Origin of the sequence: Anabaena sp. UHCC 0187 (assembly GCF_009712035.1) — a bacterium.
Lineage (GTDB): Bacteria > Cyanobacteriota > Cyanobacteriia > Cyanobacteriales > Nostocaceae > Dolichospermum.
This window is the reverse complement of the sequence record NZ_VILB01000011.1, coordinates 778,800-800,837: the sequence shown is the minus strand read 5'-3', so window position 1 is coordinate 800,837 and position 22,038 is coordinate 778,800. Positions and strand designations below refer to the sequence as shown.

Sequence of the window (22,038 nt, the reverse complement as noted above, 5' to 3'; positions counted from 1 at the left end):
GGAGATAAGAATTAGAAGGAGATAAGAATTAGAAGGAGATAAGAATTAGAAGGAGATAAGAATTAGAAGGAGATAAGTAATGGGACAGAATTAATTACACAATTGATTTTTCTGTTCCCTGTTCCCTGTTCCCTCTCCCAACGAGTGAATTTAATTTTGTCCGACTACTTATCAGCAAGCCCTAAATAAACTGGATTTCTCATCCCGTGTATACTTTTACTCTTTATACCAGCAATTTTAAAAATGTCTTCCTTCACGTTTGAAATTTTAACGATTTTAGTCCTAATTTTCGCCAACGGTGTCTTTTCCATGTCGGAAATGGCTGTAGTTTCAGCCCGAAAAGTCAGACTACAGCAATTAGCCAATCAAGGAGATATCAACGCCAGGGCTGCATTAAAACTCGCAGAATCGCCTAACCATTTTTTGTCTATTGTCCAGGTGGGGATTACACTCATCAATATTCTCAATGGTGTTTTCGGTGGTGCTACCATTGCTAAAAGACTGGAAGACTATATCAAGCTAGTCCCAATTTTAGCAAATTATAGTAATGCGATCGCCTTTGGAGTAGTAGTCCTACTCATTACGTACTTTTCCCTGATTGTCGGTGAACTTGTCCCCAAGCGCCTGGCTTTAAATAACCCCGAAAAAATTGCCGCTTCAGTAGCTATACCCATGGGGGCTTTAGCAAGAATAGCCTCACCCATAGTTTATCTTTTGAGTGCATCAACTGATTTAGTATTGCGAATATTGGGAATTACACCTTCTGCTGAACCGCAAGTTACAGAAGAAGAAATTAAAATTCTCATAGAACAAGGGACAGAAGCAGGGACATTTGAAGAAGCCGAACAGGATATGGTAGAAAGAGTTTTCCGGTTAGGCGATCGCACCGTCACCTCTTTCATGACACCCCGTCCTGATATAGTTTGGTTAGACTTAGACGACTCTCCTGAAGAAAACCGCCACAAAATGGTGGAAAGCGGCTATTCTCGCTATCCAATTTGTCAAGAAGGATTAGATAATGTCTTGGGGATTATTCCTGTCACCGACTTATTAGCGAGAAGTTTACGCAATGAACCCTTAGACTTAACTATAGGATTACGTCAACCCGTATTTGTCCCTGAAAGTACCCGTGGGTTAAAAGTTTTGGAATTATTTAAACAAACCGTCACACACATGGCCTTAGTCGTAGATGAATATGGCGTAATTCAAGGCTTAGTCACCCTTAATGACATCATGAGTGAAATCGTCGGTGATGTTCCCGCAGAACCAGGACAAGAAGAACCCCAAGCAGTACAACGGGAAGATGGTTCTTGGTTAGTAGATGGAATGTTAGGAATAGAAGAGTTTTTAGAACTATTTGATCTCGAAGAATTGGAACATGAAGAAAGAGGAAATTATCAAACATTAGGCGGTTTTGTCATCACCCATTTAGGACGAATTCCCGCAGCCGCAGATCATTTTGAAAGGGATGGTATGCGATTTGAAGTCATGGATATGGATGGAAATCGTGTTGATAAGGTGCTAGTTGTACCTAGGGTAATGGGTAATGGGTAAAAATTTTGTTCCCTATTGCCTATTGGGTAAATATAGATACATAGCTACTAAAAAGCCACAAAAGTTATAGTTATACAACAACAATTAATAACAGTCAGATTTTAGAAGGCCACTGAAGTGGGAAAATCAAATCATGGCAAAAAAAGACTTAACAGAGGAAAAGCTGATCATATGCACTTGAGTGAAATTACCCATCCTAACCAGTTGCATGGTTTGTCAATTCGGCAGTTGGAACAAATTGCCCGGCAAATTCGTGAGAAGCACTTACAAACCGTAGCAGCCTTTGGAGGGCATTTGGGTCCTGGTTTGGGCGTTGTCGAATTAACCCTAGGGCTTTACCAAACCTTAGATTTAGATCGGGATAAAGTCACATGGGATGTTGGACATCAAGCCTATCCTCACAAATTAATTACCGGACGCTACAGTAACTTCGACACTCTCCGCCAAAAAGACGGCGTTGCAGGTTATCTCAAACGCGGCGAGAACAAATTTGATCATTTTGGTGCGGGACACGCTTCCACGAGCATTTCCGCCGCCCTGGGAATGGCTTTAGCCCGCGACTTAAAAGGGGAAAAATTCAAAACCGTTGCTGTCATTGGTGATGGGGCTTTAACTGGGGGTATGGCGCTAGAAGCTATTAACCATGCTGGACACCTGCCTAAAACTAATCTGCTGGTGGTTCTCAATGACAATGAGATGTCCATTTCTCCCAATGTGGGGGCGATTCCTCGTTATCTCAATAAAATGCGGTTGAGTCCGCCGGTGCAGTTTCTCTCCGATGGAATTGAGGAACAGTTAAAACATCTTCCTTTTGTGGGTGAATCAATTTCCCCAGAACTGGAACGCATCAAAGAAGGTATGAAGCGGTTAGCAGTTCCCAAAGTCGGGGCTGTTTTTGAAGAATTGGGCTTTACCTACATGGGGCCAGTTGATGGGCATAATCTAGAAGAATTAATTGCCACATTCCAACAAGCACATCAAATTACTGGCCCTGTTTTGGTTCACGTCGTGACAACTAAGGGTAAAGGCTATGAAATAGCGGAAAAAGACCAAGTCGGCTACCATGCCCAAACTCCCTTTAATTTAACCACTGGTAAGGCGATTCCCTCCAGTAAACCCAAACCTCCATCCTACGCTAAGGTCTTTTCTCACACCTTGGTAACACTGGCGGAACAAAATCCCAAAATCGTCGGTATCACAGCCGCAATGGCTACTGGTACAGGCTTAGATAAACTACAAGCTAAACTCCCCAATCAGTATATTGATGTGGGAATTGCCGAACAACACGCTGTAACTTTAGCTGCTGGTTTGGCCTGCGAAGGTATGCGTCCTGTTGCTGCTATTTATTCCACTTTCTTACAACGCGCCTTTGACCAAATTATTCACGATGTTTGCATTCAAAATCTCCCTGTATTCTTCTGTTTAGATCGGGCAGGGATTGTTGGTGCTGATGGACCAACTCACCAAGGTATGTATGATATTGCTTACCTGCGCTTCATTCCGAATATGGTAGTAATGGCTCCCAAAGACGAAGCCGAATTACAACGGATGGTTGTGACTGGGATTAACTACACAGATGGTCCCATTTCTATGCGTTTCCCCCGTGGTAATGGTCACGGTGTCCCCTTAATGGAGGAAGGTTGGGAATCTCTGGAAATCGGTAAGGGGGAAATTCTCCGGCAAGGGGACGATGTCTTACTTCTGGGCTATGGTACGATGGTTTACCCAGCAATGCAAGCGGCGGAAATTCTCAGCGAATATGGGATTGAAGCCACTGTAATTAATGCCCGTTTTGTTAAGCCTTTGGATACTGACTTGATTTTACCTTTGGCTAAACAAATTGGCCGGGTTGTCACGTTGGAAGAAGGTTGTTTAATGGGTGGTTTCGGTTCTGCGGTGGCTGAAGCTTTACTTGATGCTGATATTGTTGTCCCTGTGAAGCGGATTGGTGTTCCTGATATTCTGGTAGATCATGCTACCCCTGATCAATCTTTTGCTGAGTTAGGTTTGACTAGTCCTCAAATTGCAGAAACTGTTTTACAAGCTTTCTTTAAAAAGGAATTAGCTGCTGTTAAATAGTTTTTATTGTCAGAATCAGGATTTTCAGGATTTAAGGATTTTCAGGATTAAATGATTTTTTCTTATCCTGTTTATCCTGGTTCTTAAGATTTCCAGAATTATGGAACGCAGATAAACGCAGATAGACGCAGATAAATACGGATGATGATTTTTCTGTGCAGTCTCATATAAAGTTGGTATTAAATATATTAGTAATTTTTCATAAATTATGACGTTGCTAAACAATCGTTATCAGGTTATTCAGGTTTTAGGTGCTGGGGGTTTTGGTGAAACTTTTCTCGCTGAAGATACCTATATGCCTTCTCGTCGTCGTTGTGTGATTAAACAACTTAAACCTATCAGCAATGATCCTCAAATTTATCAAATAATTCAACAACGGTTTGAGAGGGAAGCAGCGACGTTAGAGTATTTGGGGGAAGCTAATGACCAAATTCCCAAACTTTATGCTTATTTCTCGGAAAATGGCCTATTTTATCTGGTGCAAGAATGGGTTCATGGTCAAACTTTGACTCATGTGATTCAATCTCAAGGACAATTACAGGACAATACTGTTAGAGAAATTCTTTTAAGTTTGCTGTCTGTGTTGGATTATGTTCACAGTAAAGGGATTATTCATCGAGATATTAAACCAGATAATATTATTTTGCGGGAGATAGATAATAAACCAGTTTTAATTGATTTCGGTGCGGTTAAGGAAACTATTCGGACTACTATTAATGCTGCTGGAAATCCTACTCAGTCTCTAGTGATTGGGACTCCTGGTTTTATGCCTAGTGAACAAGCTATTGGTCGTCCGGTTTATGCTACTGATATTTATAGTTTGGGTTTAACTGTAATTTATTTACTTACGGGTAAATATCCTCAAGAATTAGAAACTCATCCTCACACGGGACAGGTTATTTGGCAACAATTTGCAGGGGGGATTTCTCCCCAATTAGTAATGCTACTAACTCAAGCGATTGAACCTCGTCCAGGCGATCGCTTTACTACTGCTAATAAAATGCTATATGCTTTAAAATCTGACACTTCTATTCCCTCACAGGTTAATCATATTCCTCCCACAGCAGCTACAATTCGTCTCACTCCTGCTGCACCAAATCAACCTCTATCTTCACCTTCTCAAAATCCTGTAATTAAAACCTCCAATAATCATCAAATTTGGCAAAAACCAGCGTTTATTATTGGTAGCGTGATGGTGGGAAGTTTAATGGGTGCGATAGCTATTTCTAGCATAAACCAACCACAAACTGCAAATTCTATTGCCACTAATTCTAACGTCACGGAAACACCAACCCCAACCCCAATAATTACAAATACTCCTATTTCTGAAGCAACTTTATCTCCCACTCCTTCAATATTATCTGAACCTACAGAGTCAATTCCTGAAAATACTCCGATTCCTTCAATAGAATCAACTCCACAACCAGAAATAAAAAATGAACAGGAACAAACATCTGTAGTTCCCACACCAGAACCGTCTTCAGATGTTAAAGAAACACTAGATAAAATAAAAAATGAACAGGAACAAACATCTGTAGTTCCCACCACAGAAGCATCTCCATATGTTAAAGAAAAACCAGCTAAAAAAAGCAAAGAAAGACGTGATCAAGTAGTTACTAATATTAGGCAAAGTGTACCAGCTTTTCCTACAGGTACATCAAGAAGTAGTGTAGAAGCAACGCTAGGTAAAAAGAAAGATTTAAGGGGATTGTGGAATAATACCCGCGCAGTTACTTATAAAGTTGTCCCTAATAAAATTGATTTAGGCTACTTGTTTGATAAGAAAACTGGAACGCTAAAACAAACGGAGGCAGCTTTTGCATCATCTGTAGAACCTGAAGTTATGCAGACAACTCTGAATGGTTTATTGAATGGAGAAGCTACAGCAGAAATTAAACAAGGACTGGAACAAGTTCAACAACGACAAACAGATAATTTCATTTTTAGGAAGGGTGGGGTAAAAGGTCAAATAGTTCGACAAAATTGTGATTTTATCTATATTAGTATTTGGGATGCTGATTTACATGATTTTGTGAATCCAGCAGATGCAAAACAGTGTTAATAGCGAAACAATATACGGATTTAAAGTATCCTTGTTAACAACCCACCGACGGCTCTTTTTATGTTGGCTTATGGATGTGAAATTGCAACCATTTAGCGTGATCTAGCAAAATGGGTACGACAGGACTCGAACCTGTGACCGTCCGCTTAGAAGGCGGATGCTCTATCCAACTGAGCTACGTACCCATCAAAAGAATTTGGTTTTTTGAACTGAAACCTTTACCATTATAGCTGATAATTATCGAAATAGGCAATAGAAAATTAAAAATTTCCTAATTTCAGTAATAAAGTTCAAGTCATTGGTGAGTCGAGGTACACTAAGAAGCAAAATAGATCCGATATTCAGATATATTTGTGATGTCAAGGAGTAGTTGCCCATGAATATGGATACCTACCCAGATTCCTATATTAGTCAAGTATCCAGTCAATGCCAAATGCTCTTTACCAGCTTATTAAGTAATTATACTCTATCGTAATGCTACTGAAGACCATTGCATATTCTTTATCAACAAGGCCCATGTGAGGAGTTATTTGCTAGTGCTATGTTTATTCTCAAACGGCAGGATGTTGAAATTTCGATGATTCAGCACCCGAAAAAAGAAGATCGGCAAGTGCCGATTCTCTATTATCAGGGGCAGACTTTTCGATTGATTACGGTTTTTAAGGCTAGTGAAGAAGAAGAAGCTAAAACTTTTTGGAAATCGCTCACCGATAACCGAGGTAAAGCTTGTGTCTTATTAGAAGAACCAGAACGCTATACTATCTGGGGAAAGGTTAAGCTGGATCAGATCAGTGATGATACTGGCAATCATAGTAAAACTGATGTTTTAACATTAGGTGCTATTACACTATTACAAGCCGTTTATCTGGATATCGAAGATTTATTAGGTAATCGTCAAGCAACTCTATTTGCCAAAGATATCACCGGGATATTACAGCAAAAACAATTTCCCGATATATCTTCCGCAGATGCAGTAAAATCTTTCCTAACAGAAGATTTGTTACAAATGAGCCAAATGCCAACCTGGCAAGAAACTCATGTGATTCTTCTTTTAGAAGAACTGCACAAATTAGGAAAAACATATTTTGGTGACACCAACTTTGCTCATCAACTAGATGAGCGATTGCAAGATATGCCAGAAGAAGAGCAAGAACTATTTATCAGTTGGTTAAAAAAATCTCCACTTAATAAGCTTTGGCATTAGCGTGGATATTGACTAAAAACAACTATTAATTGATACTTGCTGTTCCCTGGCACTTGTGTGTCACAACAGTGTAAAAACTGTTAAATATACGATTCAACGTCCAAAAAATATTACTTTCAGAGCATTTACCTAGTTAATCCCTATGAGTAAATCTTACGACAATTCATCTAGTCCTAAGTCCCTGCTAACTACTCAAAACATTGTTTTTGCCTGCCTTAGCTGGTCTGTTTTAGCATTGTTATACTTTTTGCTGTTTAGTGCTAAAATCCCCGTCGCTGGCACGGAAGTCCGCGCCCAGTGGTATGTGATTGGCACAAATATTTTTGAAGCTATAGCTTATTTGGGTGCAAGTCTCTTATGCTTAAGGAACTGGCGGAGTACCCAAATGGTTAGTAGTCGAAAAGTCTGGCTCTCAATCGGGTTAGGAATGTTTGCCTATTTTATAGGTGGACTAATTTTCGGCTACATGGAAATCATCTTAAAACAAGATCCAGATGTATCTATAGCTGATGTATTTTTCGTCCTGACATATTTATGTCTGGGTACAGGTATGGCCTTAGCTTTATTTTCTCGCCGAATTAACCTAGAAGCATGGCAATGGCTAATTGTGGTAGTAGTTGGAGGATTAGGCAGTTTGTTGGCTTGGTTAATTACTCAAAAACAGCAAGCATCAACTGAGCAAATAGCCTTGATTCTCAATTTATTTTACGTAGTTAGTGATGTGGTGTTACTAATTATTGCCACAACTATGCTACTGGCTTTTTGGGGAGGGAAAGTTTCCCTCTCTTGGCGAATGATTGCCGCAGCCGCATTTTCGCTCTACATTGCAGATATGTGGTTTCAATTCGCTCAACAGGGGGAAAATTATCAAAGTGGGGACATACTAGAAGTATTCTGGGTGTTTAGTGGAGTGTTATTCGGTATGGGTGCTGTTCTAGAATACGACGCATCCTTAAGCCTGAAACGCCGAGACCGTGGACGCAAACGAACTTAACAAATTTTGGTGTCTACCGTGAGAAAATTAACAGATTCTGACAAACAAGAAATTCTCAAGTTATATCGAGAAACTGCCCAAACAACCTCGACTTTAGCAGAACGCTATGGTGTGAGCAATTCCACCATTAGCCGACTACTCAAAAGTACCTTACCAGAAGAAGAGTATGAATTTCTCGTCTCTTTAAAACGCGCTGCTAGAACCCCTGAAGGCAGAGCGCAGGTAAGCTATGAGCAGTTACCGCTGTTGAATCAACCACTATTAGAAGTTGAAGTTTCCAACCCTGTCAGCAGTGGTGAGGAGCTATCACCGCTAGAACTAGAACAGCCTGAGATAGCAGCAGAACCAGATTATGAGCCTGATTTTGTCCAACCGATTCCGGCTAATAGACGGGTGAAAACACGCTCCTCAGCAGTGGAACAACCCAAGCTTCCCGTTATTAAAGAAACTCCGGTTGTCAAAGAATTAGAAATTGTCAGACACAAGCCAACAGAAATACCAATTATCCCCAAACCCAAGTTAGAGGTAGAAACTCGGCATTCACAGCCGAATTTGTTTGCGGAAATCTTGGATGAAGATTTGTTAGACGAACCTGATGATTTAGACGATGACGATTTGGATGATGATTTGTATGAAGATGAGGAAGACTTTGAGGACGAAGACTATGAAGCGCCCAAACCCCTAGTTACTAGACGGGGAAATGGGGAAGCATCTGTTCAAGTTTTACCATTGTCAGTTGCTCATTTACCGAAAACCTGTTACTTGGTAATTGATCGCTCTGCGGAGTTAATTACCCGGCCACTCAAGGATTTTGGCGATTTAGGTCTCATTCCTAGTCTGGAAAATCAACAGAAAACTCTGCCGATTTTTGATAACCACCGTGTAGCTAAACGCTTTTCTACCAAGCGCGATCGCGTCATCAAAGTTCCCGATAGTCAAATGCTCCATAAAGCTAGTAGCCATTTACAAGCTAAAGGCATTACGCGACTGTTAATTGATGGTCAAGTCTACTCTTTGTCTTTAGTCTAAAGGCAATGCGGGTGTTTACTGGTTGGAGTAGTTCACTACTCTAACCGCCGCTTCATAAAATTGCTGCCAAACGATTAGATAAATCAATAATGTCCTGTTGGCGAGCAACTTTTTCAACCCACTCCGGGGGAATATTTTCCACACCATAATAAATTCCCGCTAACCCACCAGTCACCGCAGCCGTAGTATCCGTATCTCCCCCTAAATTAACAGCCTGGAGAACTGATTCAGCGTAAGATGAGCTATTCAATACACACCAAATAGATGCCTCCAGGGTGTCAATTACATAACCACCAGAATTAATTTTTTCTATGGTTAATTCAGCAATTTTACCGCTGAAAACCCGCTGAAAATGGGATTTTTCACCAATATATTCACTATCAGTATAAATTTCTTGAATTTTCTCTAACCCCTGTAAATACGCCGTTTGTAAATCAGCCCCTTTCAGTAATTCTACAGCGATACTAATATAAATCCCACAGGCCATTTGTGAACGGACATGGCCATGAGTAAGACAAGAAACTTCATGTACTTTTGTAATTAAATTGGGAAAAGTTAAAGTTTCATGTAAATAGGCCATGGGCAAAATTCGCATTAATGAACCATTACCATTGCTGTTTTCACCAGTACCACCTGCTTGTAAAGGGGGAATACCTTTTTCTAACCTGATAATAGCTTGGTATGTCGTATTGCCAATATCAAATACGTCACCATGAGCAGTCCAGTAATTTTCCCTGTACCAGCGACAGAATGATTTGGCTAGATCATCCACAGCATAGCCACTACATAGAGAATCTGCTAAACATAACATTAAAGAACTATCATCAGACCAAGTTCCGGGGGGTTGATTCCATGTTCCATAACCCAACATCTTTGTAACTGGTGACTTGATGCGTTCAGCACGACTGGAAAATTCCACAGGTACACCCAAGGCATCACCCACACATACACCCATTAAACCAGATTGTGTTTTAGCAGTAGTTAACATAATTAGATATTAATCTCAGTATCAACTAAAATGATCAGCTACATCATTAATAAAGCTGGCCTTTCATCATGTTAGAATTACAATAATATTCATAATTCCGACCGATTTTAAGTAGTTTAAATAGCCAAGTCAGTGCTATTAATTGCTTAACTTCAGTTTCATCTACCGTCTTATTCAGAAACGTATCTACCGTAATGGTTAACTCTGCTACTTCCCCCGCGACCAATCGTAAGCCTTCCAAAGTCGAAGGTATCAAAGAAAATAGTAATTTTTTGCGTGAACCTGTAGCCACAGAAATCCTCCAGGACACCACCCATTTTAGTGAAGACGCAATTCAGATTCTCAAGTTTCACGGTTCTTATCAACAGGATAACCGTGATAACCGCGTCAAGGGACAGGAAAAAGATTACCAAATGATGCTGCGGACAAAAAACCCCGGTGGGTTAGTACCCCCTGAGCTTTATTTGGCTTTGGATAAACTGGCTGATGAATATGGTAATCATACCCTTAGAGCTACTACTCGCCAAGGCTTTCAGTTACATGGTATCCTCAAAAAGAACCTCAAAGCGGCGATCGCTACAATTGTCCAAAATCTCGGTTCAACCTTGGGTGCTTGTGGTGACATTAACCGCAACGTCATGGCTCCCCCAGCCCCCTTTAAAAATCGCTCAGAATATCAGTATGCTTGGGAATATGCCCAAAATATCGCTGATTTACTTTCTCCCCAAACCGGTGCTTATTATGAAATTTGGTTAGATGGGGAAAAAGCCGTCAGCGCCCAAGAACATCCAGATGTCAAAGCAGCGCGACAAACTAACGGTAATGGTACTATTGTTCATGATTCCGTAGAACCCATCTATGGAACTCACTATATGCCCCGCAAATTTAAAGTTTGCGTCACAGTTCCCGGTGATAATTCCGTTGATCTGTATTCCCAAGATTTAACGTTGGTAGTAATTACCAATAAAAAAGGCGCATTAGCAGGATTTAATATTTTTGCTGGTGGTGGTTTGGGGAGAACCCATAATAAAGAAGAAACCTTTGCTAGAGCCGCTGATCCCATTGGTTATGTGGCTAAAGCTGATGTATATAATCTTGTGAAAGCTATAGTAGCGACACAACGAGATTATGGCGATCGCACCGACAGACGACACGCTAGGTTAAAATACTTAATTAATGATTGGGGTGTAGACAAATTCCGCACCCAAGTAGAAGAATACCTTGGCAAACCACTCGAACCTTTTAAACCCCTGATCCAGTTTAAATATAAAGACTTCCTGGGCTGGAATGAACAAGGCGATGGTAAACTCTTTTTGGGTATTTCCATTGATAACGGTCGTGTTAAAGATGACGGAACATTCCAACTAAAAACTGCTTTGCGGACAATTGTTGAGCAATTTAATCTTCCCATTCGCCTCACAGGTAATCAAAACCTGCTATTTTACGATATTGCACCGGAAGACAAAGAGGCAATTCAAGAGATTCTCGATAAATGCGGTGTTGTTGCTGATCCTGAGCAAATAGCAGCATTAACCCGCTACGCTATGGCTTGTCCGGCTTTACCTACCTGCGGTTTAGCAATCACAGAATCAGAACGAGCCATTCCCGGAATTTTAGAACGGATTCGGGCTTTATTAGATAAATTGGGGTTACAAAGTCAGCATTTTGTGGTGAGGATGACCGGTTGCCCTAACGGTTGCGCTCGTCCCTATATGGCAGAATTGGGTTTAGTAGGTAGTGCTGCGGAATCTTATCAAGTGTGGTTAGGTGGTTCACCACATCAAACCCGGTTAGCGCAACCTTTTGTGGAAAAACTGCACCACGATGAGATTGAAAGTTTCCTAGAACCGATTTTTGTCTTCTTTAAAAAGTCACGCACACCGAAAGAAAGTTTTGGGGATTTTTGCGACAGATTGGGTTTTGATGCGATTAGGGAATTTGTGGCTGACTACACCCCAGGAGATCCTACCAGTAGCGGTAAATCCCGTCATCGCGTCAGTCTGCGGGATGATTTTTACGCGCAACTCAAGGAAGCGGCTGAAAAGCAAGAACGGCCGATGACTGATTTGGTGCATGAGGCTTTAGAAACCTATTTTCAAGGTCTTTAAATAAAGACTTAATGTAGGGTGGGCAATGCCCACCTTATTTGCAAAGAAAGAGAAAATTATTAATCATGAAACCAAATCCTATTACTCCACAACCAGGACAAGAATCAGTTTGGGATTATCCCCGTCCAGCGATTTTAGAAGATACTAATAAACATCTGAAAATCATTTTTAACGGTATTGTTTTAGCCCAAACACATCAAGCTAAAAGAGTTTTAGAAACTAGCCATCCTCCTGGTTATTATATCCCCGCTGAAGATATTAAATTAGAATATTTAATAGCAACTCCTAAAAAAACTTGGTGTGAATGGAAAGGTTGGTGTCAATATTATGATATTTCAGTAGGAGATAAATATGTACATAATGCTGCTTGGCAATATATTCAGCCTAGTCCTAATTTTAGCTCAATTCAAGAATATTACAGCTTTTATGCCAGTTTAATGGATGGTTGCTATGTGAATGATGAGTTAGTTAAAGCGCAAACAGGTGATTTTTATGGAGGATGGATTACTACCGATATTGTAGGACCATTTAAAGGTGAACCAGGAACATGGGGATGGTAAATAATGAAATTAAACTTATCAACAACCTGATTGGATATTTAAGCAAATTAAGGAACAGTTGTAAAAAGCTAAGAATACAATAATTATAATTTTTCAGATTTTAACCACTCACTCACAACTTTTTCCACAGGTTGAGATTGATTATCTACTTGATAATTCATCTTTTGCATTTCTTGAGGGGAAATTAACCCAGCCAATTGATTCATGGTTTTTCGTAAATCTGGATACTTTTTCAGTATTTCTTGATTAAAAATAGGTACAGCTTCATAAGGAGGAAAGTATTTTTTATCATCTTCTAAAACAAACAGCTTGAAAGCGGAAATTAAGCCATCTGTAACGCCTCCGGCGATAAAATCTACTTTCTTTTCTTTTAAAGCTTGATACATCAATCCGTATTCCATTTGTAGGGGGCTTTTGGTAAATTTCAAGCCATAAGTCTTAATTAAACCCGGATAACCATCTTTGCGTTGCAGAAATTCATAACCAAATCCGGCTTGCATTTGAGGTGTATATTGAGCAACTTGGGAAAGAGTTTTAATTTGCCAACGTTCGGCATCTTCACCTCGGATAATCATAGCAAAGGTATTATTAAATCCCAAAGGCTGCATGACTTCTAATTGAAATTTTTGGTTGTATTCTTGTTTGACTTTATCATAGACGATTTGAAAATCACTAATTGGGTTATGTTTCAAAATAGAAGTCAATGATGTTCCCGTATATTCTACATAGGCATCAATTTTTCCAGATTTAACTGCTTCATGACAAATGTTAGTTCCCCCTAGATTAAATCGGCGATCAACTTTTAATTTAGTGTGAGATTCTATGTGTTGAGCTAGTATTTCTCCTAAAATAACTTGTTCCGTGAAATTTTTGGAGCCGATAATAATTGTTGGTGGTTTTTGTTGATAGTTAAATGTTATTAATCCAGCTATGATTAGGGTAATTATTCCTAAGACAATTCCCATTTGACGAGGGAATTTACCTTTTCTTTCTGTTTGCTGTGTGAGTCTTGTTTCTAATAAACCTAAGCCAAAATCTGCACCTAAAGCAATAAAAGCTGCGGGTATTGCACCTGCTAAAATTAATTCATTATTAACTGTAGCAATGCCACGAAAAATAAATATTCCTAAACCACCAGCACCAATAGCAGCAGCAATGGTAGCAATTCCTACGGAAATAACCGTTGCGACTCTAACACCAGCTAAAATTACACCTAAGGACAAAGGAATTTCAACTTGCAATAATAATTGTCTATCTGTCATTCCCATCCCTATTCCGGCTTCTTTAATAGCAGGATTAATGCCATTAATGCCAATATAGGTATTACGAATTATCGGTAATAAGGCATAAATAGTCAGGGCAAAGATGGCAGGATTTTTGCCAATTCCTCCTATAAAGGGAACGGAAATTAAAAAACCAAAGATAGCTAAACTAGGGATGGTTTGGACGGCGTTTGCTAAACCGAGAATAGGAGAAGCTAATTTTGGTTTACGAGTGATAAAAATGCCCACAGGAATACCAATAGAAATGGCTATTACCATGGCTATAGCTACTAATATTAAATGTTCTCCACTGCGGAGAATAATTTCTGGGGCGTATTGAAATAAAAACATAATTTTTTTAATTTTAATTTATTTTAATTACTTTATTCCCAATTATTTGTAGTATTTAAACAAGCAATAAAAGCCTGGGCTTCTGGATGTTGAGACTGAAGTAATTCTCTTTTCGTTCCTAGGAAAACTAAATTGCCTTCATACATTAAACCAATTCTAGATGCTAAAAAGAAAGCTTCTTGAATATCGTGGGTGACAAAAATCACGGTTTTTCCTAATTGTTGTTGTAAATATCGAAATTGTTGTTGTAATTCTAAACGAGTGATAGGATCAAGTGCGCCAAAAGGTTCATCCATTAATAGTATAGGTGGATCTGCGGCTAAAGCCCTAGCAACTCCCACTCGCTGACGTTGGCCTCCTGATAATTGATGGGGATAACGTTGGGCAAATTTTTCTGGTTCTAACCCTACTAAGTTTAACATTTCATAGACTCTATTTTGAATTTTCTGTGGTGGCCATTTTTCTAAAGATGGTACAAGTCCGATATTTTCAGCAATGGTAAAATGAGGAAATAAACCTGTATCTTGGATGACGTAACCTATTCTTCTTCTGAGTTTAATAGCATCCCATTTAGTTGTCGGGTAATCGCTTACTAAAACTTCTCCTTTGCTGGGTAAAAGTAAATGATTAATTAATTTTAAAGTTGTAGTTTTACCGCTACCACTACGCCCTAATAAAATTAATGCTTCCCCTTGATAAATACTTAGATTTAAGTTAGATAGTAGGGGACGGTGATTAATTTCAAAACTGACATTACGAAATTCAACGGCTGTTTCTGGTGTTGTAGACATAATGATTTAGCTAAATAAAATTAAGGTCGAATATGAATAATTTATTAAATTTTGATTTTTTTACCTGTAATCTGCTGCATTCAGTATATAACGCTCCTGGGGGTGGGTATTTTTTATCCACCTTTTTCTATTTTTCTAAAATTTTATGTCTGAGTAAGTATTCTCTACCTCTAGCACCTCTCAATGTTTAGCAAGGAATAAACTCTTGAAAAACAGCCAGTTTTCAGCCTTGACTTCTAATTCATAAGGTATACATTTATAGAAATTCATTGTTGTAGATTTAATTATTTTCCCGTTTCAACAGTATTGAATTGAGCAAATTTATACCTGTATAGGTAAGTGCAAGCTAATGACACCGGATACATTGATGACCCCAGAAACAATTGTCCTAGACGGCAGAACTTTTACTCCCGCAGATCAAAAAGAGATTTCCGAATGGCCTTGTGTTGTCAGTCAAAGACCACAACCAACCATTACAGTTAAAGATGATGATTTGTTCCTAGTGACAGATACGATAGGGAATATTTCCGGTTGTTACCTTCATGGTACCACTCCTAGCATGGGGATGTTTTGCCGTGATACGCGGTTTTTGAGTCGTTTAGAGTTACAAATCGAAGGGCGATCGCCTATATTATTGAGTAGCAACGCTGACAAAGGATTTGCCCTCTCGGTTTTATGTACTAATCCTGATTTAGAGAATCTTTTTAAGGCTGATACCGTAGGGATTCGTCGGGAAATAGTTCTCAATGGCGCACTATTTGAAGAAATAGAAATTGCTAATTACAACACCACCAGCATTAGTTTTGAACTCAGTCTGAGTTTTGATGCTGATTTTGTGGATTTATTTGAAGTCAGAGGTAATCAGCGACAAAAACGCGGCAGAGTTTTACATCTAGCTGAACCAACATCTGATGGTGTTGCATCTTCATCTCCTCAACCCCATAAAGAAGAATCTCTCACCCTGGCATATCAGGGTTTAGATGGTTCAATTATGGAGTCTCTAGTTCAATTTCAGCATCTACAACCAAATTATCTTCACGGTTACACAGCAGTTTGGCGGCTAGAATTGGCAGCCCACGAAACTAAAAAGCTAGGTTATCGGCTGAATATGTTCACGGATAAACAACCTAGTTCTACCATCAGTGCTGCTGCCACTTTATCACAAGCAAAAGCCGCTGAATTAATGGAGGAGCAAAATTGGTTACACCAAATTACCCGGATTAGTTCGGATAAAAGTATGTTCAATCGCGTGATTTCGCGGGCGGAACAGGATATATATTTGTTACTCCAGTCTTTTGGCAAGCATAAAACTGTTTCCGCTGGTGTCCCGTGGTTTTCCACTTTATTTGGCCGGGATTCCATTATTACTGCTTCCCAAACCTTGATGCTAAACTCCCAAATTGCTAAAGAAACACTGATGCTGTTAGCAGAGTATCAAGGTCAAATCGAAGATGAATGGCGAGAAGAAGAACCCGGCAAGATTTTACACGAACTGCGGTTAGGGGAAATGGCACGATGTCAAGAAATTCCCCATACACCCTACTACGGTACTGTTGATGCCACTCCTCTATGGTTAATGCTCTATGCTGAATACTATAGTTGGACTCATGACCAAGAAACCTTGGAACTACTGTGGCCAAATGCCTTAGCGGCTATGGGTTGGATTGATAAACAACTCCTTGAAACTGGCTATCTCAGTTATCATCGTAAATCTAAAGGTGGTTTGGTTAACCAAGGTTGGAAAGATTCTGGTGATTGTATTGTCAATCGCAAAGGGGAATTAGCTACTGGTTCAATTGCTTTGTGTGAGGTGCAAGCTTATGTTTATGCAGCGAAAAACCGCCTCTCAGAAATTGCGAAAATCCAACAACGCCCAGATTTAGCGGAACTTTGGCAAACAGAAGCGAGAAAACTCAGGGCTAAGTTTAACCAAGATTTTTGGTTAGAAGATGAAGATTTTTGTGCTTTAGCTTTAGATGGAGAGGGTAAACCAGTAGATAGTATTACCTCTAATCCTGGTCATTGTTTAAATTTGGGAATATTTACCTCTGCAAAAGCCTATAGTGTGGCGGAAAGGCTGCGAGCGCCTGATATGTTTAATGGTTGGGGAATTAGAACTTTGAGTAGTTTGTCACCGGCGTATAATCCCATGGGTTATCACATTGGCTCAGTTTGGCCTCATGATAATTCTATGATTGCTATGGGATTGCGATCGCTGGGTTTAATTGATCAATCTTTGGAACTATTTCAAGGGTTATTCAATATGACCAGTAAACAGTCCTATCAACGCCCTCCTGAACTATTTTGCGGCTATGAAATGAACGGTGATAATACTCCTGTCCAGTATCCCGTTGCTTGTAGTCCCCAAGCTTGGGCAACTGGGAGCATTTTTCAACTATTGCAAATGATGGTGAATTTAGTTCCAGACGCACAGAATAATTGTTTGCGAATTATTGACCCGGCTTTGCCAAAATCAATCAATCGTTTATCTTTTCACAATTTGCGGGTTGGAGGAACAATTTTAGATTTGGAATTTGAGCGCGTTGGTAACACTACCGCTTGTCGGGTTGCCAAAAAACGGGGTAATTTGCGGGTTGTTATTGAAGCATAAAAAAAGGCGGGATTTACCCGCCCATTCAAGGATAAAATCCTTGATATTTTAGTCAATAACTTGATAAATCTAATAGTTAAATATATCTTATTGATTAAAAACAATCAAGAAGATATAGAAGCAATGATAGAAAAAGCTTAGTAATTTTTGTATTTTTAATTTGTATTTTTAAAATATTTCACTCACATTAATACACACATCAGGAAAAGCTAAAATTGATAAAACTTGATTTTTTACTAACTTCTCTACATCTTGATAAATTCCCTGGAGAGGATTTCGATATACTTCTACAACCTCTTGATTAACATCTACTAACCAAACTTCAGGAATATTGGCTTCTGCATACAAAGGAATTTTTACTTCCCGATCATATTTTACAGTTGTATCAGCAACTTCTATTAATAAAAAGATATCTTCTGGTTGGGGATGTGAATTTCTATAAAAATCTGGACGTGGTTTTAATAATGCTATATCTGGTTGGGGTTCAGAAGTTTCATCCAATTCTAGAGGATTCTGTACATTAATTAACGCACGTCCTCCTAATAGCAAAATTAGTAAGTTACTTAAAAATAGAACACAACCTGCGTGTCTTGTCCCTATAGGTGACATATCAATCATTTCCCCCCGAATTAATTCTACTCGGTCATTTTCTGACAAAATACCAGATTCAGCCATTTGGTGAAATTGCTTAACTGTAAATTGGTGTCTGACTAATTGTAAAACCATTGTCACCTCTATTTGGATTTTAATTGAGATGGATAAAACTAGGGAATATATTAGATATTTTACATTTTTAAAGTTACAATTGCTTCTTGATCTAAAAACTTAGTATTAATCATAATTGTTGAATTAGTCATGGGTTTTTGACCACTCGGTTTCTCGCAGATTTCGTACCCAATTAGCATTAGCTAAGTCTTGACGATCTTGCCACATTCCGATAAACCCATCGTTGTTCAAATCAACATCCGGTGACACAGAGAGAGATTCAGTGTATATGTACTTTTGTTTCAAATAGGCGATCAGGCTGACTACTTGATTTTGCGCTTCCGTAGGCAGAGATAAAAATTCACCTAAAAACTCTTGATTTTTCATAATTATACCCTTTAAATTTGATTTCCTCTCGTCAGCCCAATCTTCTATCCTACAGGTATGTTATGGAAAGTGCGGGGTGGAGGAATCGAACCCCCAGCGTTGACTCTTCGATAGGAATTTCTTTCAGCTTCCACCACTGCTCTCAGTACATTTGGGTAGTCACCAGACCTCCGCAGCAACGCTACCCCGCATGAACCGACAATAACGTATATAACAGGTGCAATCATAAGACTATCCTTAATGTTCACGAAGAACGAGGACAACTCTTGCACTGTTGAACAGCCATTGAAAACTTCCAGAAGAACCCTTGTTACGAAGCTTTTGGGAAAGCATAGACACCTGCTATCCCCGCATGATATTTGTTCAGCGATTGTAGCATAACTTTTGAGCTAAATTTAATAGCATCTGAATCTTACAATTAAGGGCGGGGAAACCCCGCCCCTACAGGCAATTTTGCCGAAATAAATGGCAAGAATTAACTTGAAAGCTTAACCAGAAGTGTCTTACTTCTGAGATTCAGCAATCGGAACCCACTCAGTGTGGAAAGATCCTTCTTTGTCAGTCCGTTTGTAGGTGTGTGCGCCGAAGTAGTCGCGTTGTGCTTGAGTTAAGTTTTGTGGCAAGCGATCGCGGCGGTAACTATCGAAGTAATCTAAAGAAGCACTGAAAGCGGGAACAGGAATACCCAACTTAGCAGCGGTGACAATTACTTCGCGCCAAGCAGCTTGTCTATCCAGAATTGTTTGCTTAAATTCAGGCGCTAACAACAAGTTAGGTAAAGCGGGATTTTCGTCAAATGCTTTCTTAATCTTATTCAAGAAACCAGCGCGAATAATACAACCACCCTTCCAAATCCGCGCCATTTCGCCCAGATTTAAATCCCAATTGTAAGTTTTGGAAGCTGTAGATAACAGCGCCATACCTTGAGCATAGGAACAGATTTTGGAACAATAAAGAGCATCACGCACCATGTTCACAAAAGCGGCAATATCGCCACCATACTTCGCATTAGGGCCGGTGATTTGTTTAGAAGCAGCAATCCGTTCATCTCTAATCGAAGACATAATCCGGGCATTTACTGCCGCAGTAATTGTCGGAATTGCCACACCTATGTCTAAGGCAGTTTTTACAGTCCAAAGACCAGTTCCCTTTTGACCGGCTGCGTCAACAATCAAATCAACCAGAGGAATCTTGCTTTCTGGATCAACGTAGGGGAAAATATTGGCTGTAATCTCAATCAAAAATGAATCGAGTTCCTCAGTTGTATTCCATTGGGAAAACACTTCGTGGAGTTGTGCTGCACTTAAACCACCTACATTTTTCAGCAAGTCGTAGGCTTCTGCAATTAATTGCATATCGCCATACTCAATGCCGTTGTGAACCATTTTTACATAGTGTCCAGAACCACCAGGACCAATGTAGGTTACACAAGGGCCATCATCAACTTGAGCCGCGATTTTGTTGAAAATGGGGGATAGGTACTCATAGGAGCTTTTTGTACCACCGGGCATGAGAGAAGGACCATTTAACGCGCCTTCTTCACCACCACTCACACCCATACCGATATAGCGTAAGCCGGTGGGTTCTAATTCTTGAGTGCGTCTTTCGGTGTCTTCAAACCAAGAGTTACCACCGTCAATAATAATATCACCTTCTTGGAGCAAAGGCTTAAGCTGTTGAATTACCGCATCAACAGGCTTACCAGCTTGTACCATCACCAAAATTTTGCGGGGACGTTCCAATGAGGCGACAAATTGTTCGAGGCTAAAAGCAGCTTTTACGTTCCGTCCTGGGGCGCGGTGCGCCATGAAGGCATCGGTTTTTTCACGAGAGCGGTTGTAAACTGCAATTGGGAAGCCATTTCTTTCTACGTTAAGAGCGATATTTTCGCCCATAACTGCTAATCCAATCACACCGAAGCTTTGTAGTGTCATAGTTCAGTTTAAATCTTTTGTTTGGGTTCGGCTCTTTCTCTTGCAGATCCTTTCTCTTTAAGGGTAGTCTGAGATTTTGGCTTCACTCCTAAAGAAGATATTAAGAGTTTTTCCAGAATTTCAAAAATTTACAACTAATATCAATAATTAATTTTAATTTGTATCGAAGTCCACAATTTAGAGACAAAATTTGCAAAATTAAAATACATATAGCAGGAATCAGGAGTCAGGAGTCAGGAGTCAGGAGAAGAAAGAAGAAAATCCACCCTGTTCCCTGTTCCCTGTTCTCTTCCAAATAACAAGGAGTATTAAAAAATGCTGGCTTATCTTATAGCGTTGGTAGTCGGTTTTGGCAGTCTCGCCATTTATTTATCCGCCTTCTTTTTTCCAGAAATCCATCGCAAGAATGATTTTATCTGGAGTGGTGTTGGGCTATTCTACGCTTTGATACTCTGGATTTTTGCACCTCGGATTACTGGAGGGCTGTTACTGGGTCATATAGCTAGTGTGGCACTATTGGTCTGGTTTGGCTGGCAAACTCTCTCCTTACGGCGACAACTTGCCCCTGAAGGACAACAAACGCCTCTCCCCAGTTCTGAGCTAATTAAGATTAGTCTCCAATCACAAATGTCAAAGTTTTCTGTGAAAGAGAAATTTGGACAATTAGTCGGCTTCGTTGGTAGTGTGTTTGGTGGTGCTAAAGCGAAGCTACAGCAGACTGTGAATAAAAAGCCAGTTACTACAACTGCTGAAAAGACTTTGCAAACAACTACCACTGAAGCAACGCCACCGTCAGAATTAGCAGATGGTTTGGTAACTATTATCTCCGTAAATGAAGCTGAAACGAAAACGGAAGGTTTGTCACAGGAGACTGTTTCTCAATCTTCTGTTTTGGAAATGGTGGAACTAGCACCAACTCCACCCTCTGTGAGTGAGGAGGAACAAGAACAGGTAATTCCGCCAATAGCAGCGGAAACTGAAACTTTAGTAGAGGTAACTCAAATTGAGGTTATTGTTTCCGAGTCATCTATAGAAGCTGAAACTGAAACTCTGGTAGAGATAACTCAAACTGAGATAGTTATTTCAGAAACTCCTACGGAAGCGGAAACTCTGGTAGAGATAACTCAAACTGAGATGGTTATTTCAGAAACTCCTACGGAAGCGGAAACTGAAACTGTAGTAGAGATAACTCAAACTGAGGTAGTTGTTGGAGTAGAAGAAACTAGCGAAATTGCAAGTTTGCCAGAAGTAATTTCCCCAAATTCAGTAACATCAGAGTCATTAGCCACAGAAGCAGCCGAAAAACCTGATATGACTGTTGAGGAAGTTAAACCAGTTGAGGAAGCAGTGCCAGAACAGATACCTTTAAATAAGCCAGTTGAGGAGTAATTAAGAGGATTTACGCTGCTAATTCCAATA

General features: G+C 39.8%; 17 protein-coding genes and 1 tRNA gene. 10 read left to right on the top strand and 8 right to left on the bottom strand.

Annotation, left to right across the window (positions count from 1 at the left end; translation table 11 throughout):
- The first annotated feature begins 243 nt into the window (after nt 1–243).
- The 3 genes from FJR11_RS12715 to FJR11_RS12705 all read left to right on the top strand — a co-directional run bounded on the left by FJR11_RS12715 (nt 244) and on the right by FJR11_RS12705 (nt 5,695).
- The gene (locus tag FJR11_RS12715; protein WP_168504123.1) at nt 244–1,554 is read left to right on the top strand and encodes a hemolysin family protein; all 1,311 of its coding nucleotides are present in this window, start codon (nt 244–246) and stop codon (nt 1,552–1,554) included.
- A 171-nt stretch (nt 1,555–1,725) separates the two neighbouring features.
- Nucleotides 1,726–3,633 (top strand): 1-deoxy-D-xylulose-5-phosphate synthase, encoded by a 1,908-nt coding sequence (dxs, locus tag FJR11_RS12710; protein ID WP_168504121.1) that lies wholly within the window; start codon nt 1,726–1,728, stop codon nt 3,631–3,633.
- Nucleotides 3,634–3,841: 208 nt separating this feature from the next.
- A complete protein-coding gene (locus FJR11_RS12705; RefSeq protein ID WP_168504119.1) occupies nt 3,842–5,695 on the top strand; it encodes a serine/threonine-protein kinase in 1,854 nt (617 codons plus the stop codon).
- A gap of 111 nt (nt 5,696–5,806) precedes the next feature.
- Here FJR11_RS12705 and FJR11_RS12700 read toward each other — a convergent pair.
- Nucleotides 5,807–5,880, bottom strand: a tRNA-Arg gene (locus FJR11_RS12700).
- Nucleotides 5,881–6,236: 356 nt separating this feature from the next.
- Between FJR11_RS12700 and FJR11_RS12695 the strand changes: the two genes are divergently transcribed.
- From FJR11_RS12695 to FJR11_RS12685, 3 genes are all read left to right on the top strand, one after another.
- A complete protein-coding gene (locus FJR11_RS12695) occupies nt 6,237–6,899 on the top strand; it encodes an Npun_F0813 family protein (RefSeq protein ID WP_168504117.1) in 663 nt (220 codons plus the stop codon).
- 142 nt (nt 6,900–7,041) lie between these two features.
- The gene (locus tag FJR11_RS12690) at nt 7,042–7,893 is read left to right on the top strand and encodes a hypothetical protein (RefSeq protein WP_168504115.1); all 852 of its coding nucleotides are present in this window, start codon (nt 7,042–7,044) and stop codon (nt 7,891–7,893) included.
- An 18-nt stretch (nt 7,894–7,911) separates the two neighbouring features.
- Nucleotides 7,912–8,922: a transposase gene (locus FJR11_RS12685; RefSeq protein WP_371417518.1), complete on the top strand. Its 1,011-nt coding sequence runs from the start codon at nt 7,912–7,914 to the stop codon at nt 8,920–8,922.
- Between the two features lie 52 nt (nt 8,923–8,974).
- Here FJR11_RS12685 and FJR11_RS12680 read toward each other — a convergent pair whose 3' ends face one another.
- Nucleotides 8,975–9,910, bottom strand: coding sequence for an ADP-ribosylglycohydrolase family protein (locus FJR11_RS12680; protein WP_168504113.1), 936 nt, complete (start codon nt 9,908–9,910; stop codon nt 8,975–8,977).
- A gap of 194 nt (nt 9,911–10,104) precedes the next feature.
- Between FJR11_RS12680 and sir the strand changes: the two genes are divergently transcribed.
- A complete protein-coding gene (gene sir / locus FJR11_RS12670; protein ID WP_168504111.1) occupies nt 10,105–12,018 on the top strand; it encodes a sulfite reductase, ferredoxin dependent in 1,914 nt (637 codons plus the stop codon).
- A 65-nt stretch (nt 12,019–12,083) separates the two neighbouring features.
- Nucleotides 12,084–12,578, top strand: a complete 495-nt coding sequence (locus FJR11_RS12665; protein WP_168504109.1) for a DUF427 domain-containing protein — start codon at nt 12,084–12,086, stop codon at nt 12,576–12,578.
- 83 nt (nt 12,579–12,661) lie between these two features.
- Here the strand turns inward: FJR11_RS12665 and FJR11_RS12660 are convergent, their stop codons facing one another.
- Nucleotides 12,662–14,191, bottom strand: coding sequence for a glycine betaine ABC transporter substrate-binding protein (locus tag FJR11_RS12660; RefSeq protein ID WP_168504107.1), 1,530 nt, complete (start codon nt 14,189–14,191; stop codon nt 12,662–12,664).
- A 32-nt stretch (nt 14,192–14,223) separates the two neighbouring features.
- Entirely contained in the window at nt 14,224–14,982 is a 759-nt protein-coding gene (locus tag FJR11_RS12655) for an ATP-binding cassette domain-containing protein (protein WP_168504105.1), read from the bottom strand.
- Nucleotides 14,983–15,331: 349 nt separating this feature from the next.
- Here FJR11_RS12655 and FJR11_RS12650 point away from each other — a divergent pair, with 349 nt between their 5' ends.
- Nucleotides 15,332–17,593 carry an amylo-alpha-1,6-glucosidase gene (locus tag FJR11_RS12650; RefSeq protein ID WP_168504103.1) on the top strand — a complete coding sequence of 754 codons (2,262 nt, stop codon included), beginning with the start codon at nt 15,332–15,334 and terminating at the stop codon, nt 17,591–17,593.
- A 168-nt stretch (nt 17,594–17,761) separates the two neighbouring features.
- Here the strand turns inward: FJR11_RS12650 and FJR11_RS12645 are convergent, their stop codons facing one another.
- The 4 genes from FJR11_RS12645 to gndA all read right to left on the bottom strand — a co-directional run bounded on the left by FJR11_RS12645 (nt 17,762) and on the right by gndA (nt 20,619).
- Entirely contained in the window at nt 17,762–18,319 is a 558-nt protein-coding gene (locus FJR11_RS12645; protein ID WP_168504101.1) for a Uma2 family endonuclease, read from the bottom strand.
- Nucleotides 18,320–18,442: 123 nt separating this feature from the next.
- Nucleotides 18,443–18,685, bottom strand: a complete 243-nt coding sequence (locus FJR11_RS12640; protein ID WP_039203610.1) for a hypothetical protein — start codon at nt 18,683–18,685, stop codon at nt 18,443–18,445.
- Nucleotides 18,686–18,729: 44 nt separating this feature from the next.
- Nucleotides 18,730–18,912 carry a pyridoxine 5'-phosphate synthase gene (locus FJR11_RS12635; protein ID WP_168504099.1) on the bottom strand — a complete coding sequence of 61 codons (183 nt, stop codon included), beginning with the start codon at nt 18,910–18,912 and terminating at the stop codon, nt 18,730–18,732.
- A 276-nt stretch (nt 18,913–19,188) separates the two neighbouring features.
- The gene (gene gndA / locus FJR11_RS12630) at nt 19,189–20,619 is read right to left on the bottom strand and encodes an NADP-dependent phosphogluconate dehydrogenase (protein ID WP_168504097.1); all 1,431 of its coding nucleotides are present in this window, start codon (nt 20,617–20,619) and stop codon (nt 19,189–19,191) included.
- A 315-nt stretch (nt 20,620–20,934) separates the two neighbouring features.
- On the opposite strand from gndA, the gene FJR11_RS23890 reads away from it, so the two are divergent.
- On the top strand, nt 20,935–22,008 hold the full coding sequence (locus tag FJR11_RS23890) for a Ycf66 family protein (protein WP_168504095.1): 1,074 nt from the start codon (nt 20,935–20,937) through the stop codon (nt 22,006–22,008).
- Nucleotides 22,009–22,038 lie beyond the last annotated feature (30 nt).